General features: G+C 75.1%; 18 protein-coding genes. 7 read left to right on the top strand and 11 right to left on the bottom strand.

Going from position 1 to position 16,891, the window contains the following annotated elements:
- Positions 1 to 14 precede the first annotated feature (14 nt).
- Together ACN265_RS16015 and ACN265_RS16020 are read right to left on the bottom strand one after the other, a co-directional pair.
- A complete protein-coding gene (locus ACN265_RS16015) occupies positions 15 to 1,154 on the bottom strand; it encodes a SigB/SigF/SigG family RNA polymerase sigma factor (RefSeq protein WP_420117596.1) in 1,140 nt (379 codons plus the stop codon).
- A 320-nt stretch (positions 1,155 to 1,474) separates the two neighbouring features.
- Positions 1,475 to 2,857: a hypothetical protein gene (locus ACN265_RS16020; protein WP_421408407.1), complete on the bottom strand. Its 1,383-nt coding sequence runs from the start codon at positions 2,855 to 2,857 to the stop codon at positions 1,475 to 1,477.
- A gap of 194 nt (positions 2,858 to 3,051) precedes the next feature.
- On the opposite strand from ACN265_RS16020, the gene ACN265_RS16025 reads away from it, so the two are divergent.
- Positions 3,052 to 3,273 carry a CDGSH iron-sulfur domain-containing protein gene (locus ACN265_RS16025; RefSeq protein WP_363654360.1) on the top strand — a complete coding sequence of 74 codons (222 nt, stop codon included), beginning with the start codon at positions 3,052 to 3,054 and terminating at the stop codon, positions 3,271 to 3,273.
- Here ACN265_RS16025 and ACN265_RS16030 read toward each other — a convergent pair.
- The 3 genes from ACN265_RS16030 to ACN265_RS16040 are packed head-to-tail and all read right to left on the bottom strand — an operon-like array spanning position 3,193 to position 7,224.
- Positions 3,193 to 4,299, bottom strand: coding sequence for an iron-containing redox enzyme family protein (locus ACN265_RS16030; RefSeq protein WP_421408408.1), 1,107 nt, complete (start codon positions 4,297 to 4,299; stop codon positions 3,193 to 3,195). The genes ACN265_RS16025 and ACN265_RS16030 overlap by 81 nt on opposite strands.
- Positions 4,300 to 4,349: 50 nt before the next feature.
- A complete protein-coding gene (locus ACN265_RS16035) occupies positions 4,350 to 6,113 on the bottom strand; it encodes a thiamine pyrophosphate-binding protein (RefSeq protein ID WP_421408409.1) in 1,764 nt (587 codons plus the stop codon).
- The gene (locus tag ACN265_RS16040; protein ID WP_421408410.1) at positions 6,106 to 7,224 is read right to left on the bottom strand and encodes a Vms1/Ankzf1 family peptidyl-tRNA hydrolase; all 1,119 of its coding nucleotides are present in this window, start codon (positions 7,222 to 7,224) and stop codon (positions 6,106 to 6,108) included. The genes ACN265_RS16035 and ACN265_RS16040 overlap by 8 nt, the downstream gene beginning before the upstream one ends.
- 145 nt (positions 7,225 to 7,369) lie before the next feature.
- On the opposite strand from ACN265_RS16040, the gene ACN265_RS16045 reads away from it, so the two are divergent.
- Complete coding sequence (locus ACN265_RS16045; RefSeq protein ID WP_421411507.1) at positions 7,370 to 7,912, top strand: hypothetical protein; 543 nt, start codon at positions 7,370 to 7,372, stop codon at positions 7,910 to 7,912.
- Positions 7,913 to 7,991: 79 nt separating this feature from the next.
- Here the strand turns inward: ACN265_RS16045 and ACN265_RS16050 are convergent, their stop codons facing one another.
- Positions 7,992 to 8,327 carry a DUF3817 domain-containing protein gene (locus ACN265_RS16050; protein ID WP_420116268.1) on the bottom strand — a complete coding sequence of 112 codons (336 nt, stop codon included), beginning with the start codon at positions 8,325 to 8,327 and terminating at the stop codon, positions 7,992 to 7,994.
- A gap of 163 nt (positions 8,328 to 8,490) precedes the next feature.
- Between ACN265_RS16050 and ACN265_RS16055 the strand changes: the two genes are divergently transcribed.
- The 4 genes from ACN265_RS16055 to ACN265_RS16070 are packed head-to-tail and all read left to right on the top strand — an operon-like array spanning position 8,491 to position 10,865.
- Positions 8,491 to 9,972 carry a glutamate--cysteine ligase gene (locus tag ACN265_RS16055; RefSeq protein ID WP_204924545.1) on the top strand — a complete coding sequence of 494 codons (1,482 nt, stop codon included), beginning with the start codon at positions 8,491 to 8,493 and terminating at the stop codon, positions 9,970 to 9,972.
- 31 nt (positions 9,973 to 10,003) lie between these two features.
- On the top strand, positions 10,004 to 10,483 hold the full coding sequence (locus ACN265_RS16060; RefSeq protein ID WP_420116266.1) for a DUF2975 domain-containing protein: 480 nt from the start codon (positions 10,004 to 10,006) through the stop codon (positions 10,481 to 10,483).
- Positions 10,483 to 10,704, top strand: a complete 222-nt coding sequence (locus ACN265_RS16065) for a helix-turn-helix domain-containing protein (RefSeq protein WP_088645242.1) — start codon at positions 10,483 to 10,485, stop codon at positions 10,702 to 10,704. The genes ACN265_RS16060 and ACN265_RS16065 overlap by 1 nt, the downstream gene beginning before the upstream one ends.
- Positions 10,701 to 10,865, top strand: a complete 165-nt coding sequence (locus ACN265_RS16070) for a hypothetical protein (RefSeq protein WP_420116265.1) — start codon at positions 10,701 to 10,703, stop codon at positions 10,863 to 10,865. The genes ACN265_RS16065 and ACN265_RS16070 overlap by 4 nt, the downstream gene beginning before the upstream one ends.
- Positions 10,866 to 10,874: 9 nt before the next feature.
- Here ACN265_RS16070 and ACN265_RS16075 read toward each other — a convergent pair whose 3' ends face one another.
- Entirely contained in the window at positions 10,875 to 11,429 is a 555-nt protein-coding gene (locus ACN265_RS16075) for a TetR/AcrR family transcriptional regulator (protein ID WP_421408411.1), read from the bottom strand.
- Positions 11,430 to 11,494: 65 nt separating this feature from the next.
- Here ACN265_RS16075 and ACN265_RS16080 point away from each other — a divergent pair, with 65 nt between their 5' ends.
- Entirely contained in the window at positions 11,495 to 11,986 is a 492-nt protein-coding gene (locus ACN265_RS16080; protein WP_204924549.1) for an FBP domain-containing protein, read from the top strand.
- 65 nt (positions 11,987 to 12,051) lie between these two features.
- On the opposite strand, the gene ACN265_RS16085 is transcribed toward ACN265_RS16080, so the two are convergent.
- The 4 genes from ACN265_RS16085 to ACN265_RS16100 form a co-directional block, all read right to left on the bottom strand.
- On the bottom strand, positions 12,052 to 13,572 hold the full coding sequence (locus ACN265_RS16085) for a pentapeptide repeat-containing protein (protein WP_421408412.1): 1,521 nt from the start codon (positions 13,570 to 13,572) through the stop codon (positions 12,052 to 12,054).
- A 152-nt stretch (positions 13,573 to 13,724) separates the two neighbouring features.
- Positions 13,725 to 14,351, bottom strand: a complete 627-nt coding sequence (locus tag ACN265_RS16090; RefSeq protein WP_204924551.1) for a response regulator transcription factor — start codon at positions 14,349 to 14,351, stop codon at positions 13,725 to 13,727.
- On the bottom strand, positions 14,348 to 15,616 hold the full coding sequence (locus tag ACN265_RS16095; protein WP_421408413.1) for a sensor histidine kinase: 1,269 nt from the start codon (positions 15,614 to 15,616) through the stop codon (positions 14,348 to 14,350). The genes ACN265_RS16090 and ACN265_RS16095 overlap by 4 nt, the downstream gene beginning before the upstream one ends.
- Before the next feature lie 54 nt (positions 15,617 to 15,670).
- On the bottom strand, positions 15,671 to 16,600 hold the full coding sequence (locus ACN265_RS16100) for a hypothetical protein (protein ID WP_420116261.1): 930 nt from the start codon (positions 16,598 to 16,600) through the stop codon (positions 15,671 to 15,673).
- Positions 16,601 to 16,891: the final 291 nt, after the last annotated feature.

A 16,891-nucleotide genomic window follows, 5' to 3' on the forward strand; every position in this document is an offset into this window, starting at 1 on the left:
GACCGGAGCCGGGGTCAGGCGTCCACGGTGGCGGGCAGGCCGGCGGCGGCCAGCGAACGGCGTACCGCCGGCTGGACCCGGGTCAGCCGCAGCGGCACCCCGGTGCGCAGGGCGGCGTCCCGGCCGGCCACCAGCGCGGCGATGCCACCGGCGTCCACGCCGCCCGCGCCGTCCAGGTCCACCACCAGTTCGCGGGGCTGCCCGGCGACCGCCTCCAGCATCATCCGGCGCAACTGGTCCGCGCCGTCGCGGTCGATCTCGCCCCCGACCTCGACGACCGTCCGCTCCGCGGTGCGTTTGACCGCGATCCGGTTCCGGCCGGTGTCCGCCTCGGCGGCGCCGTTGCACCACGGCGGCGGGGTGTCGGCGAGCATCGCCTGACGCAGCCAGGTCAACGCCCGCGACAGCAGCCGGGACACGTGCATCTGGGAGATGCCGAACCGGGCGGCGATCTCCGCCTGGGTCTGGTTGCCGTAGAAGCGCATCGCCAGGATGCGCCGCTCCCGCCAGGGCAGCCGGTGCAGCAGCCCGCTGACCGTCACCCGGTCGTCCACCGACTCCAACGCGTTGTCCGACTCGCCGACCAGGTCACCGAACTCGGCGGAGCTCTCCCCGCCGACCGGCGCGTTGAGCGAGGCGGGGCTGTAGCCGGCCGCCGACTCCAGGGCGGCGAGGATCTCCTCCTCGGGCGTCTCCAGCCGGGCCGCCAGCTCGGCCACGCTCGGCGCGCGGGACAGCTCACTGGTCAACGCCGAGGTGGCCTGTCCGACCTCCAGGATCAGGTCCCGCAGCCGGCGGGGCACGTGCACCCCCCAGGTGCGGTCCCGGAAGTGCCGCTTGATCTCCCCGACGATGGTGATCGCCGCGTACGCGGTGAACGAACCCCGCTCGGGGTCGTAGCGGTCGACGGCGTTGACCAGGCCGAGCCGGGCCACCTGCTCCAGGTCCTCCAACGGTTCACCCCGCCCCCGGTAGCGGCGGGCCAGCCGGCCGGCGAACGGCAGGGCGAACCGGACTAGGTCCTCACGGGCCTCCCCCCGGCGCTCCGGTGGCAGGCCGGCGATCCGCGCGGCGTACGCCAGTGCGGCGGCGTCCAGGTCCTCCAGGCCCCGCTCGGTCGGAGGTGGTGTGGTCGTGGTGGTCTGTCCGAACATCCGCGCCTCCCTCAGGAAGGTCCCCCGCCCGGATCGGGCCGGTCGGGCGCGTGGTGGCACCACGCACCGGGTCGGAAGTGGGGTTTCACGTGCCGCGCCGGGATCACCGGACGCGGGCGGGCGACGACCGGTCGCCACGCGGCGAACCGTCGCGGCGGGCGGTCCTCCCGCTCCCCAGGTACTCAATCACGCGTCCCCGGGTTCGCGAGGATGTTTCGGCGTGCCGGGTCCGGCCGGGCGGCGCGGACACCCCCGGCGTCCCCTTTCCGGGCGACCGGCCGGCCGTCTTCGGCCCGGCCGCGCCGTGGGACCGGGGCCGGTCAGGACACGGTGAGCCCCAGTGGCGCGCCCGCCTCGCGGAGCCCGGCCAGCGCGTCACCGACGCTCAGCGGCGGCGGCGTCGGCAGGTCGTACGGCTGGCCGCGCAGCACCTCGGTGGCCCGCCGGGTGGCCACCGACGCCACCGGGTAGCCCCGGGCGGCGGTCCGGTCCAGGGCCCGGCGGCGACGGCCGAACGCCGCCACCGCCAGCCACTGCGGCAGCCCCGCCACGGCCGGCGACCGCAACCCCGGCGACTCGGGCAGCACGTCCACCGAACTGAACGGCTCGCTGCCGGCGAGCCACCACTCCACCTCCTCGACGCTGCCCCGGGTCGCGTTCTCGCACCAGTACGGCACCAGCCCCGCCCGCACCACCTGCCACGGATCGAACACCCGACCGCACTCCACCACCAACCGGTCGCCCGTCTTGCCGGCCCGGCGCAGCCACCGGCGGTACAGGTCGGCGGTGGCCGCGCTGAGCGCCCCCGGGTACGGCACCCGCACCTGACGCAGCTCGTGGCCCCGGCCGCCGGCCCAGTGCCCCAGCGCGCGGACGAACCCCGGCTCCACCCCGTGTTCGGCGGACTCCCCGGCGGCGGTGACCGGCGGCGGTTCCCACCCGTCCCCGGTCGCCCCGGCGGCCCGCAACACCTGACGCAGGGCGGGCGAGCCCGGGTGGAAGTCCACCGGCCGCAGGCCGCTGGCCGGGCAGCCGAGCTGGAAGCTGTGCCCCTGCCCGGAGTCGGACACCGGCCAGCGGCGCGCGTCGTCGACCAGCAGCAGCGCCGCCCGGTCGGCCAGCCGGTCGGCCAGGAACCGGGCGTACCCCACCGGCAGCGCCCGAAAGCGGCCCACCAGGGTGATCGCTGTACCGGCCAGCGCGCCCCGGCTCGCCGGGCAGTGCACCTGACGGACGTGCAGCCCGGGGTTGCCGGCGAGGATGCGGGCGGCGAACGCGGCCCCCTGGTCGAGCGCGGCGGCGGGACGATCCACCGCGCCGTGCGTCCAGTGCGCGGTCATCTCGAAGCCGGTGGGTAGCCAGGGCACCCCGAGCGCCACGGCCAGGTGCACGGCGGCGGCGTGCGGCGCGCCCAGCACCACCGCCGGATACCGCTCCCGGGGATACTGGTCGACGATCCAACCGGCCACCCGTTCCCCGTCCACCTCGGCGGCCTGGGCGGCGGTGAGCGCCACCCGGCCGGCGTTGCGCGCCCCGGTGAACGGTGACGACGACGGCGCATGCCCCAGGTCGGCGCAGTCCACCCCGCGCAGCGCGCGGGCGGCCGCGGCGACCAGCACCCGCGCGGTGCTGCCGGCCGTGACGACCCGGTCGCCGGCCAGTCCCGCACCCTGGGCCGTCGGCCCGGCCGGTACGGTCCGCACCGGCTCCACCCCGCCTCGTTCGCTCACCACGCGGCCCGGCTTCCCGCCCCTTCGGGGTCTAAACGGGGCATCGCGTCCCGACGGGGGCGATCCCGCCCCGCCCGCCGGTACGCCCTACCGGTGCCCGCCGGTCGGTGACCGCCCAGCCGGGCCGGTGCGGGTTTCGCGGGGACCGGGCGGGGCAAATCCGGACGATGAGCGCCGAGCCCGAACAGACCGCCGACGCGGCGGCCACCATCACCGCCTATCCGGACGGCCCGCTGCTGGTCCGGGGCGACTTCGCGCTGGTGACCCCCGACGGGCGGGCCATCGAGACCCGCCGGGGCGCGGTGGCGCTATGCCGCTGCGGGCGTTCGGGTCGCAAACCGTTCTGCGACGGCACCCACCGGGCCGTCGGTTTCCGCTCGCAGGCGTAGCGAGGACGTGCCCGCGGCCCAACTGTCCAGCAGGTGGACGGCGAAGAGCCGGTCGGTGGCCAGCGCGGCGGCGGCCCCGAACAGGACGTCGCCGGCGAGGGCCGGTTCGGTGCGGACCAGGCCGCCGCACAGGTCGTGCGCGGCGATCTGCTCGTGCACCGCGTCGGCCTCCACGTGCTCGTCGTAGAAGCGGGTGGCCGCCTCGTCCAGGCCCAGGCGGCGCAGCCCGTTGCCGTAGCGGCGGTTGGGCAGCGAGGAGGTCATCTCGTAGGCGGCCAGGTGGCCCAGCAGCGCGCCGCGCAGCCGCCGGTGCAGACCGAACAGCGAGATCAGGTTGTTGACGGCCAGCGTGACCGCCGGCACCCGGTCCAGGTGGGCGGCGTAGTCGGTGTCCAGGCCGAGCCGGCCCAGGGTCACCCGGAACAGTTCGGCGTGCATCCGGTCGCACCGGCCGTTGCCGTACTCGTCCATCTGGATCTCGACCAGGGCGGCCTTGGCCGGTCCGCCGAGGCGGGGCAGGGCCCAGCTGTGCGGGTCGGCCTCGCGCAGGTGGTAGATCGAGCGGTGGGTGACGAACTCGCGAAACTGGGCCAGGGTGGCCTGCCGGTGCAGGGTCCGGGCCAGCGACGGTCCGTCGGCGGCGGCGACCAGGGCGGCCAGCGCGGCGGGCACGCCGGCCGGCAGCACCGTCGGCTGCGGGCCGACCAGCCGCCGCACCGCCGCCTCGAACGGCCGCTCGGCCGCGGCGCGCAGCGCCAGCAGGGACGGCTGCCACTCCCAGTCCTCGTCGACCCCGGCCCAGCCCCGGTAGTGCAGTTCATAGCAGAGGAAGAGGGTGAGCTGCCGGTCCTCGTCGGTCAGCGGGTCCGGGTGGCCGTCGCCGACGTCGCCGGCCAGCGCCCCGGCGAGCCCGGCCGGCAGGTCGTGCGGCGGCCGGTGCAACGCCGCCACCAGCGCGCCGGAGACCGGGCCGCGTGGCGTCGGCAGCGACGCCGGACCGTAACGGCGGTCGGTGGGTACGGACATCGCGCCTCCCTGGTGAATGCTGAGCTCAGGGATGCCCTGGGGCTGCGGCGCTAAACGAGGTCCTCGGCCTCGACGATCTGCCGCTCGGCCGCCATCATCCGGTCCCGGATGCGTCGGGTGGCGTCCCCGTCGGCGACGAGACTCCGCAGGTCGGCCAGGGCCAGCTCCGGCGCGGTCGGGGCCACCGCCGGGTCCACCACCGCCTCCAGCACGCACGGCCGGTCGGCGGCCAGCGCCTCGTCCCAGGCGGCACCCACCAGCTCCGGCCGGTCCACCCGGACGCCGTGCAGGCCGAGCAGCCGGGCCCAGCCGGCGTACGGCACGTCGGCGCGCCGACCGGCCACGCCCGGCGTCCAGCGGCCGTCGCCGAGCCCGGAGTGGTCGCGGTTGTTGAGCACCAGCACCACCAGCCGGGGATCGGCCCAGTCCTGCCAGCGGTGGGCCACGGTGATCAGCTCGGCGAGCCCGTTGAGCTGCATCGCGGCGTCGCCGAGCAGGGCGAGCACCGGGACGTCCGGGCGGGCGAGCTTAGCGGCGAGCGCGTACGGCAGGGCGCAGCCGAGTGAGCCGAGGGCACCGCAGAGCTGCGCGTCGACCCCGGGCGGCAGTTGCAGGTGGCGGGCGTACCAGGAGAGCACCGAACCGACGTCGACGGCGACCGACGCGGCGTACGGCAGCCGGGCCGACAGCTCCCGCAGGACCAGTTGCGGGTTGACCGGTTCGGCCGGTAGGGCGGCGTGCCCGGCGGCCTCCGCGCGCCACCTGTCGACGGCGCCCTCGACGGTGGCCCGCCACTGCCGGTCGGGGCGGTCGGCGACCTGGCCCAGCAGCGCGCGCAGGGTCTCGGTGGCGTCGCCGACCAGCGGCACGTCCACCGGGTACCGGGTGCCGATGCGTCGCCCGTCGATGTCGATCTGGATGGTGCGGGCCTGGCCGGGCATCGGGAGGTAGTCGGTCCACGGGTCGTTCGTGCCCACCATCAGCAGGGTGTCCGCGCCGCCCATGAGCTGCGCGGCGGCCGTGGAACCGACCTCGCCGAGCACCCCGGTGTGGAACGGCAGCCGCTCGTCGAGCACCGGCTTGCCCAGCAGCGAGGCGGCCACCCCGGCACCCAGCCGGTCGGCCAGCGCCACGATCTGGTCCGCCGCGCCCCGGCCGCCCTGCCCGACCAGGATCGCCACCCGGTGGCCGACGGTGAGCAGCGCCGCGGCGGCGTCCAGGTCCGCCTGGTGCGGCAGCACCCGGGCGAGCGGTTCCCCGGGCGTCGCGGTGAGCACCCCGGCCGCGTGCGGTTGCAGCTGCGGCACGGCCGCCTCCTGCAACGCCCGGGGCAGCACCACACAGGTCGGGCTACGGGTCGCCGCGGCCGTCCGGAACGCCTGGTCGAGCAGGGCCGGCACCTGTTCCGGGGTACGCCCGTAGCGGACGAACTGGTGGCACACGTCGCCGAAGAGCCGGGTCAGTCCGATCTCCTCGTGCACCTCGCCGAGCGGCCCGGTGACGTCCTCGCCGACGATCGCCACCACCGGTTTGCTGTCCAGCTTCGCGTCGTACAGGCCGTTGAGCAGGTGCACCGCGCTGGGGCCCTGGGTGGCCAGGCAGACCCCGATGCCGCCGGTGAACTTGGCGTGCCCGGTGGCCATGAAGGCGGCGCTCTCCTCGTGCCGGGCGGGGACGAACTCCGGGTCCCCGCCCGCCGCGTCCAGCGCCTCGACCACGGGGGCGATCGCCTCCCCCGGGCAGCCGAAGGCGCGGGGCACCCGCCAGGCCCGCAGCCGCTCCACCACCAGGTGCGCGACCGTGCGGTCAGCCACGGTCGCGTCCCGGGGTGGCCGGGTCGACGTAGCGCAGCACCGCGCCGACACCGTCGGCCAGGTCGGGTGCCTCGTCGGGGCCGAGGACGGTCAGGTCGGCGTCGGTACCGACCAGCGCCCGGACCAGGGCCGCGTCGGCCCGGACCCGTTGCGGGTCGGAGACGGCGGCGAGCTGGTCGGGTGCGGTGGCGATGTCGGTGGCCCGGGGTCCGATCCACAGCTCGCCGACGGCCGACGGGTCGTCGACCAGCAGCATGGTGTCGACCTGGTTGCGTTGCAGGGCCGCCACCACGGCGTCCAGCCCGGCGCCCACGTCCTCCTGGGTGCCGAACCGGTCCAGCGTGGCGGTGACGTGCTGGTCGGCGACCTCGGCGATGGTCTGCACGGTGATGTCGTCCATCGCCGCCGGGTCGGCGCCGCCGGCCCGGGAGCCGGCGTCGGTGCGGACCACCACGTCCTGCCAGCGGGCCGGTAGCTGGGCGGCGATCATCCCGGTGGCCCGGACGTCCCCGGCGACCACGACCACGTCTGCGCCGACCCGGTCGGCCAGTTCGGCGGTGGCCGCGGCGGCGTCCCCGGCGTTGTGGTGCCAGGCCTCCATCGCGGCCCGCTGGTAGCGGGACTGGGACCAGCCGCCGGGCTGCACCCGGCGCAGCGGGTAGCTCTGCCGGCCGGTGACGTGGGCCCGTCGGGGCACCCCGCCGGCGCTGACCGCGACCGCGTCCGCGCCGGTCCGGTCGGCGAGCACCCGGACCCAGGCGACCTGTTCCCCGCGTTGGGCGAGCAACGGCATGACGTGCGGCAGCGGGGCGTACGCGGCCAGGTCGCGCAGGGGCGGCGCGGCGAGGTACTCGGCGAGCACCACCCGGCCCCGGTTGGCGAACGCGGCGAGTCCGTAGTCGCCCGGCAGCGGGTCGTGGCCGCGCACGACGCGGTCCAGCGCCGCGATGGTCGGCTCGTCCGCGCCGTCGGCGGCGAGTTGCCCGGCCAGGGCCCGCCAGCGCAGGTCCAGCGCCGGACGCGCGTCCTGGGTGTCCCGGGAGGCGTCCAGGTAGACCGAGCACCACGGCCCGGGACGGTCGTAGAGCTGGTGCAGGAAGGACAGCTGCATGCTCGACCCCTTTCCGGCTCGGCCGCCCGCTTACCCGCGCCGCCCGGGATGTCACCTCGGCCGGGCCGGGTGACGTGACCGCTGGTTCATTCATGTCATTCGACCCGGAAGACGGATACCATCAGTGAACGGAACGGGACTCTCGGTGGTGAACATGGACAGCGATCTCCGCAATCGGGTGATACGCCCCACGCAGCGGATATTCACCGGGCGGGTGGTCCGGTTCATGGACGGCTACACCCGCGAGGTCAGGATCGGCCAGCCGGTGCTGGTGGCGGTGCTGACCGCGGCGAGCGTGGCGGGCCTGCTGGTGCTGCTGGTGCGCGCGGCGCTCTCGCAGGCCGGCGGCGGCACCCGCCGCACGTGGAAGGACCTGAAGAAGGGGCCGGAGTTCCTGGTCACCCCGGTCCGGCTGCGCGACGACAACGGCCAGCTCTACGAGGTCGAGCTGCACGGGCACCTGGCGCAGAGCGCCGTGCACCCGTCCGACTGGGTGCAGCTCACCCTGCGCCCGCAGGACGTCGACCTGCCGCCGCGCATCGAACGGATCGTCAACCTGACCACCGCGCAGGTGCTCACCCCGCGTACCGCCACGGTGTGGAGCCACCTGGGCCCGCCGCTGCTGATCCAGGCGGTGCTGGGCGCGGTGCTGGTGCTGCTGGTCGCCGCCGCCGTGGTGCTCACCTGAGGCCACCCGGCCGGCCGCCGCCCGACCCGACGGTCCGGGGCCGGGCCGGCGGCGGGCCGCCGTGGCCCACCCGGGGCGGTCAGCCGACCGGGGTCAGCGGGCGCTGCGGCGCGGTGCTGCGCAGCAGGCCCCGGCGGGCCGCCCAGCGTTCGAAGAGCAGGGTGGCGAACGGCGGCACCGCGCAGACCAGGGCCACGAAGGTGACCCCGAGCGACCACCGGTGCAGCCGGGCCACGGCGAGGACCAGCAGGCCGTACGCGACGAAGAGCGCGCCGTGGATCGGCCCGAAGACCTGCACGCCGATCTCGTTGCCCGGCGGGCCGTACTTGACCGCCATGCCCACCAGCAGGGCCAGCCAGGAGCAGGCCTCGGCGATCGCCGCCGCCACGAACAGCCGGGTCGTCTTCTCGCGCATCGCGCCATGCTATCCAGCCACCGTCGCCGCACGTCCCGCGACGGGCGGCGGGCGACGGGGATCACCCGGGTCGCCGGTGGGTACCTAAGGGGTCCTTCGGGTCTTCCCGGTTCGCCGGGGACGTGCGAGGTTTGTCGGGACCAACGGTGACAGGGCGGTGGCCATGGGCGAGGAAGTCGGAGCGCGCACGTTCAGTCGGGAGGACCGGGCCCGCTACCGGGAGAAGGTCCGCCGGTGTCTGGACGTCTTCGCCGAGATGCTGCGGGAGTCCCGGTTCGACGTGGAGCGGCCGATGACCGGCCTGGAGATCGAGCTGAACCTGGTCGACGACGACTCCCGGCCGACGATGCGCAACGCCGACGTGCTCGCCGCCGTCGCCGATCCCAGTTTCCAGACCGAGCTGGGCCAGTTCAACGTGGAGATCAACGTCGCGCCCCGGCGGCTCGTCGGCACCGGTACGGCCGAGTTCGAGTCTCACGTACGGGCCAGTCTGAACGCCGCGGAGGAGAAGGCCCGCACGGTCGACGCCCACATGGTGATGATCGGCATCCTGCCCACCCTGGAGCCGGGGCACCTGACCGCCGGGGCGCTGTCGGCGAACCCGCGCTACGCGCTGCTCAACGAGCAGATCTTCGCCGCCCGGGGCGAGGATCTGCGGATCGCGATCACCGGGGTGGAGCGGCTGGCGACCACGGCCGACACCATCACCCCGGAGGCGGCCTGCACCAGCACCCAGTTCCACCTCCAGGTCAGTCCGGCCGACTTCGCCGGCTACTGGAACGCCGCCCAGGCGATCGCCGGGGTCCAGGTGGCGCTGGGCGCGAACTCGCCGTTGTTCTTCGGCCGGGAGCTGTGGCGCGAGACCCGGGTGCCGCTGTTCCAGCAGGCCACCGACACCCGCTCCGAGGAGATCAAGGCCCAGGGGGTACGGCCACGGGTCTGGTTCGGGGAGCGGTGGATCACCAGCGTGTTCGACCTGTTCGAGGAGAACGTGCGGTACTTCCCGGCGCTGCTGCCGGTGTGCGACCCGGAGGACCCGGCGCAGACGCTGGCCGCCGGTGGCGTGCCCCGGCTGGCCGAGCTGCGGTTGCACAACGGCACCATTTACCGCTGGAACCGCCCGGTGTACGACGTGTGGAAGGGCCGCCCGCACCTGCGGGTGGAGAACCGGGTGCTGCCGGCCGGGCCGACGGTGGTGGACACGATCGCCAACGGCGCGTTCTATTTCGGGCTGGTCCGGGCGCTGGCCGAGTCCGACCGGCCACTGTGGTCGCAGATGTCGTTCAGCGCGGCGGAGGAGAACTTCACCAGCGGCGCCCGGCACGGCATCGACGCGCAGGTGTACTGGCCGGGGCTGGGTTACCTGCCGGCGACCGAGCTGGTGCTGCGCCGGCTGCTCCCGTTGGCCCACCAGGGGTTGGACCGGTGGGGGGTGGACCCGGCCGAACGTGACCGGCTGCTGGGCATCATCGAGCAGCGCTGCCTGACCGGGCGCAACGGCGCGAGCTGGCAGGTGGCGACGTTGCACCGGCTGGAGTCGGCCGACCATCTCGACCGGCCGGAGGCGTTGCGCGAGGTGGTCCGCCAGTACGTCGAGCTGATGCACAGCAACCTGCCGGTCCACGAGTGGCCGGTAACCGATTGACTTTCGATAGGTTGCGAGCGATAGTCGATACATGACGACGGCACGCTGGGCGGTCACCGCCCTCAGAGTCTTTCTCGTGGTCCTGTTCGCGGTGCTGGTGCTGTTCCAGACCATGTCGCTGCCCGGCCAGTTCGCCCACCTGGCGCGCGAAGCACCCGAGCAGGCGTACCTGCGCTGGCCGGCCACCGCCGTGACGGTGTTCTGGGTGCTCTGCGTCCAGGTGGTGATCGTCGCCACCTGGCGGCTGCTCACCCTGGTCCGCCACGATCGGATCTTCAGCGAACCCGCGCTGGTCTGGGTGGACGCCATCGTCTGGGCGGTCGCCGCCGGCTGGCTGACGCTGGTGGGCGTGTTCCTCTACGTCGGGTTCCACGCCGACGACCCCGGCCTGCCGATGCTGCTGTTCCTGCTGTCCGTCGGGGCCACCGTGCTCGGACTGCTGATGGTGGTGATGCGGGCGCTGCTGCGCCAGGCCACCACGCTGCGCTCCGACATGGAAGCGGTGATCTGATGCCCATCGTCGTACGCATCGACGTCGAGCTGGCCAAACGCAAGATGAGCGTCGGTGAGTTCGCCGAGCGGGTCGGGCTGACCCCGGCGAACGTGGCCGTGCTGAAGAACGGCCGGGCCAAGGCGGTGCGGTTCAGCACGCTGGAGGCGATCTGCCGGGTGCTCGACTGCCAGCCGGGCGACCTGCTCGAATTCGTCGACGACGGGGAGCCGACGCCGTGAGGCACCTGCTCGCCCTCGCCGCCGCCGTGCTCCTGGCCGTCGGGGTGGCCGGTGTCGTGCTCGGCGAGTCCGACGACTCCCCCGGGCTCCAACTGCTCGGCGGCCTGCTGGTCATCGGCGCGGTCGCCATCGGCGTACGGGTCCTGCGGGCCCGACGCTAGCGCCGGGGTTCAGGACGCCGGCCAGTGGCGCAGCAGGGCGTCGAGGGCGTCGAGGACCCGGGTCCAGCTCTGCCCGGTGTCGGGGGCGCTGTGGTCGAAGCTGCCGCCCAGTTCGAGGTTGACGTAGCCGTTGAAGACGCTGCCGAGCAGCCGTACCGCGTGGGTCTGGTCGGGTTCGCGCAGGTCGTAGCCGCGCAGGATGGCCCGGGTCAGCTCGGCGTGCCGCCTGCCGGCGCTGGCGGCGGCGGTGGCCGGGTCGAGCCTGAGCTGGGCGGCGGCCCACCGGCCCGGGTGCGCGCGGGCGTAGTCGCGGTAGACGCCGCCGAGGGCGGCCAGCGCGTCCCGGCCGGCCCGCCCGGCGAGCGCGTCGGCGGCCCGGACGGCCAGCTCGTCGAGGGCGAGCAGGGCGATCCGGGTCCGCAGATCCTGGGAGTTGCGCACGTGCGCGTAGAGGCTCGCGACCTGCACGTCGAAGCGGCGGGCGAGCGCCGAGAGGGTCACCCGGTCGAAGCCGACCTCGTCGGCCAGCTCCGCGCCGGCCCGGGTGAGACGGTCGGTGGTCAAGCCCGCACGTGCCATAACTCATTATGGGTTTGCCTAAAGGGTTTAGGCAAATTACCGTTGCCGTCATGGAACCACTGACCGAGCAGGAGATCCGGTCCGCGTTCGTCAACTGCACCAAGGGTGAGAGCAGGCGGCTGTACGTCCCCCGCGACCTGGCCGACCGCCCCTGGCCCGAGCTGGACTACCTCGGCTGGCGCGACCCCCGCGCCCCCGACCGCGCCTACCTGGTCACCGAGGTGGACGGCCGGCGGACCGCCCTGGTGCTGCGCTGCCCCACCCCGACCACCCGGCAGCCGCCGCGCGGCCTGTGCGCGATCTGCCTGACCTCCCCCGCCGGTGGCGTCAGCCTGATGGTCGCGCCGAGGGCCGGCAAAGCGGGGCAGCAGGGCAACTCGGTCGGCACCTACCTCTGCACCGACCTCGCCTGCCCGCTCTACGTACGCGGACGCAAGGACCCCGGCCCCGGTGCCCGGATGCAGGAGTCGCTCACCACGGCCGAGAAGGTCCAGCGGCTGACGACGAACGTCGCCGCGTTCGTCGCCCGGGTGACCGGCTGACCCCGACGGGGACGACGCGACCGCACGACAACCGGCCCGCTGCGCACCGGGCCACGCGGCGACGCTCACCCCGGGGGTGACACCGCCTCGTCGAGCACCGTCCCGGCCCGACCCGCCACCTCGCCGAGGACCTCGCGCACACCGCGCCGACCGTCGAGCCGCGCCCCGGCGAAGCTGACCGGACCGTGGAACGACGCCCGCCCGTCGCCGCCGCCGAGCCGGAAGGCCGCACCGGTGAACACGCTCCCCGCGAACCCGGTGTCGCCGTGGAACTGGACGCCGGTGAAATCGGCGTGGCCGACGTGGCAACCGCCGAGGTCGAGGTCGACCAGGGTGGCCCCGCAGAGCATGAGGTCCATCCCCGCCCAGTGCGGCGGCCCGCCCGGGGCGGGCGTCGACGGGCGCAGCCGCGCCGCGAGCAGCCGCTGGGCGGTGCGCCGTAGCTCCAGCTCGGCGGCCTGCCCGTCGGTGCGGGCGGCGGCCAGATCGAACCACAGCGGCATCCGCAGGTAGCCGCAGATCGTGTCCACCACCCGCTGTCGCAGCTCCGGGCGGGCATCGCCGAGGTCGGCGAGGACCGTCAGCCCGGCCCGGCGCACGTCCGGGTCGGCGTCGGCGAGCTGGCCCGCGTACGGCCGGACGGAGTCGTCGGGCACCAGCTGCGCCCCGTCCGGCCCGGCCGGTGCCGGCGTCCAGCCCAGCGGCCAGCACACCGGGCCGTCGTCGGCAGTGTCGACCCAGGTCGCGCCGGCGAGGTCCACGGTGGGCTGGTCGAGGTGGACCGGACCGGCGAACCGGGCCGACCGGAACGACGCGGCGGCGGCGAACCGCGCCTTGAAGAACCAGGCCGGACCGGCGAACCGGGCCTGCCGGAACGACACCGGCCCGACGAACCGGGCGCCGTCGCCGCCCTCGCTCCACTCCTGGTAGTCACCCATCAGCACGGCGACCGGCCAGTGCGGGTCGTCCTCGTTCGGCTCGTCCCAGGGGGCGGGCGAGGTCTCCTCGATGGTCTCCCAGGCCGGGTCGTCCTCCCACAGCTCGTCCTCACCCCGGCCGAACCAGGCGAACGCGGCGAACCGGGCCGCGGTGAAGTCGGCGTCGGCGCGAAACCGGGCCCGACCGAAGGTGGCATGGTCGAGGAACCGGGCCCGGGTGAACCGGACCGGGCCGCGCCAGACGGCGCGGGCGAAGTCGGCGACACCGGTGAACCGGACGTCGGCGAACGAGGTGACCCCGAGGAACCGGGCGTCGGCGAACCGGGCCGCACCCAGCACCGCGCCTGCGAGGTCGAGATCCACCAGGGTGGCCGCCCGCAGGTCGAGGTCGACGGCGGGCGGCGGTTCCGGGTCGACGCCCGGGTCCGCCGACCCGGCCGGGGTCTGCGCCGCCGGGCGCAGCAGCGTGGCCAGCACCCGGCCCGCCTCCCGCCGGGCGTCGGCGTCCCACCCGTCGACCCCCACCGGTGCCCGCAGCCCGTCGGCGAGCGCCGCGACCGCCCCGGGGCGCAGCCCGGGGCTCCCGGCCACCAGCTCACCGAGGTCACGCAGGGCGGCGATGCGGCCCGTGCCCGTCTCCTGCGCCACCGCGCGGACGGCTCCCTGAAACGCCACCGGGTCCGACTTCCCGACCGTCACCCCGACCTCCCCACCCGAGCCCGCCGGGGACGCCCCGGCGTCGCGCAGGATAGCCGGGCCGACCGACACCGGCCCGGGGCGGGCGGCGCGGGCGTGTGCGGTCAGCCGCCCCGGGCGAACAGCGCCAGGCGTACCCGGTTCGGGCTGTCCGTCTTGGTCATCAGGCTGGTGATGTGGGTCTTGACCGTGGTCACGCCGATGTGCAGCCGGTCGGCGATCTCGGTGTTCGACAGCCCCTCGGCCACCAGGGTGAGCACGTCCTGTTCGCGGGCGGTCAGCCCGGCCACCGGTCGGGGCGGCTCGGCGCGGGCGTGCACCGCCCGCCGGACCAGCCGTTGCAGCACCTCCTCGCTGAACGGGCTACCCCCGGCGGCGGCCCGGCGCACCCCGTCGACCAGGTCGCCGGGCGGGGCGTCCTTGAGCAGGAACCCGCAGGCCCCGGCGGTGAGCGCGGGATAGAGGTGGTCGTCGTCGCCGAACGTGGTCAGCACCAGCACCCGCGTCGCCGGCCGGTCGGCGAGGATGCGGCCGGTCGCGGTGATCCCGTCGACGCCGGGCATCCGCAGGTCCATCACCACCACGTCGGGCACGAGCCGGGCGGCCAGGGTGACCGCGTCGCGGCCGTTGTCGGCCTCGCCGACCACCTCGATGTCCGGCTGCGCGTCACAGAGCATGCGCAGGCCCGCGCGGATGAGGTGCTGGTCGTCGACCAGCAGCACCCGGATCACGACCGCCGCGCCGGGTACGGGCCGCCCGAACCGGGCGGCGGGGTGGTCGTCCCGCCCGGGGGTGGGCCGGCTGCCGGGGACGGGCCGGTGTCGGTCGACGCCACGGCGGGCAGCACCGTGCGGACCCGCCACCCGGTGCCGGCGGGGCCGGCGTCCAGCCGCCCGCCGAGCACCTCGACCCGTTCCCGCATGCCGGTGAGGCCGTGTCCCCCACCGGGTGGCACCGCCGTCGGCGCCCAGCCCCGCCCGTCGTCGGCCACCTCCCAGTGCACGGCGTCGTCGACAACCGACACGGTCAGCCGCGCCCGCGCGGACGTTCCGGCGTGCTTCACCACGTTGGTCAGCGCCTCCTGGGTCAACCGCAGCACCGCCAGTCCGCGTACCGCGTCGAGGGTGCCCACCGCCGGGGCGACGTCCGCCTCCACCGTCACCCCGGCCTGCCGGGCCCGGTCGACCGCCGCCCCGAGCGCGGCCGGCAGCGCCGACGGCTCGATCGCGGTCAACGTCGCGTCGCCGTGTGCCACCTCGGGATCCCGCAGCACCGCGACCAGCCCACGCAGGTCCGCCAGCGCCGCCGTCCCGGTGGCGTGCACGTCGTCGAAGACGGCACCCACCCGGGGGTCGAGGTCGGTGAGGACGTGCCGGGCGACGCCGACGCGCAGCACCATCGAGGCCACGTGGTGGGCCACCACGTCGTGCAGCTCCCGGGCGATGGCGCTGCGTTCGTCGGCGCGCGCCGCCCGCTGCTCCGACTCGCGGTGCAGGTGCTCGGCCCGGTCCCGTTCGTCGGCCTGCCGGCCGAGTTCCCGGTTGGTCCGCACCACGGTGCCGATCAGCAGCGGCAGGCCGACGTCCACCAGCAGCCCGAACACCGTGCCGGCGACCCCCCGGCCGGTGTGCCCGGACGGGTCGAACGCGGCGACCACGGTCAACCCCACGGCCGCCCACCAGCCGGTACGGGGATGTCGGGACCGCATGGTCACCTCGAGCAGCGCCCAACTCGCCCCGACCTGGTTGATCGTGGTGTCGTCGAGGACGACGATCGCCGCGGCCAGGAGCGCCGTCTGCGCCGTCAGGTTGAGCAGCGGCCGGCGGTGGGCCAGCAGCGCGACGGCGAAGGCGGCCACCGCGAGCGCCCACTGCCGACCCGTCGGCGGCTGACCGGTCTTGCTGCCGAAGAGGAGGTAGCACAGGCCGCTGAGGTCGAGCAGGACCATCCGTACCAGCGTGTCCCGCGTGTCGAACAGCCGTCCCAGCCAGGCCACGCCGGTCAGCCTACGGAACGGGGGCCGGCGCGGGGCCCGCCGGGTGGGTGGTGGTCACGCGGCCAGCGCCAGTTCCGGGCGACGCCGGGACGCCAGCACCGCCGTCACGGCGAGCGCGGTCGCGGCCACCAGGGCGGCCAGCGCGGCCAGCGTGGTCAGGTCCGGTCGCAGCAGCGGCTGCCCGCGCAGCGCCTGCCAGGTCAACAGCAGCGTGAGTACGCCGTACCCGGTGCCCGCGACGGCCAGCAGCCGGACCCGGTCCCGCTCGTCGAGCCAGCCGCCCAGGTAGCGGCGCAGCAGGAAGGCCAGGATCGGCAGCGCCTGCAGGGCGTGCAGCCCGACGAAGTGCCCGATCCGCAGGTCGCCCCCGGTGGTGCTCCAGCCGAGGATCGGCAGCCCCGGCCCGCCGTCGGGCACCCCGACGCTGTGCGCCCCGCTGATCCCGGCGTCGGCCGGTGCCTGGCCGGGCTGGGTCATCGGCACCGCCACCAGCATGCCCAACGCGGACACGCCGAGCCCGAATCCCATCGCCCACCGGGTGGCCCGGTCCCCGGCCCGCCGTACCAGCAGGGTGACGGCGACGACGACGTGCGCGACGAACAGCACCATGACGGCCGCGCCCATCACCTGCCAGAGCGCGGCGTTGAACGGGCTGGTCTCGTTGTAGTGGCTGGTCGTGCCGCGCAGCACCTGTCCGACGATCACCACCATCTCGATCAGGGCGGTGGCCACCACCACGCCGGCCGCCCACTCCGCGACCCGGCTGCGGCGGGGCAGCTGGGCCAGCATCCAGGCGAGGGTGGCCGCGTAGAGCACGAACGACACCGAGAACTTGAACGGCTTGAGCCAGATCGGCGCGCCGGTGAGCACCCGTGGATCGGCGAGCATGCCGACGGCGGTGACCACGGCGAGCACCGCCATCGCGGCGGTGAGCAGAACCAGGGGGCGGTGCCGTCGGGCCGCCCGGGACATCACGTCAGTCATGCCTGTAGACGTTCGTCGGCCGGCGGCCCGACCGCGTCCGACCGGGAGCCCCGGTCGCGGCCTCCGGTCGGAGGCCGCCTCCTCCCCAGGGTGGAGGCGGACCGCCGCCCGATTGACGGCATCGAGAACGGTCAGTACCGTGGCAAAGAAAGCGCTTACCTGCTCGTACTGACTGGTCAGCGTGTCGGGAACGGCCCCGGTCGTCCCGCCGGCAACACCTCGCGCCCGACGATCCGGGCTGATCCGGCGCGAGCGATCCCTCCCGTGACGGGCCTGTAGGGCGGGCCCGCC

Source organism: Micromonospora sp. WMMD730 (assembly GCF_049178955.1).
Taxonomy (GTDB): domain Bacteria; phylum Actinomycetota; class Actinomycetes; order Mycobacteriales; family Micromonosporaceae; genus Micromonospora; species Micromonospora wenchangensis.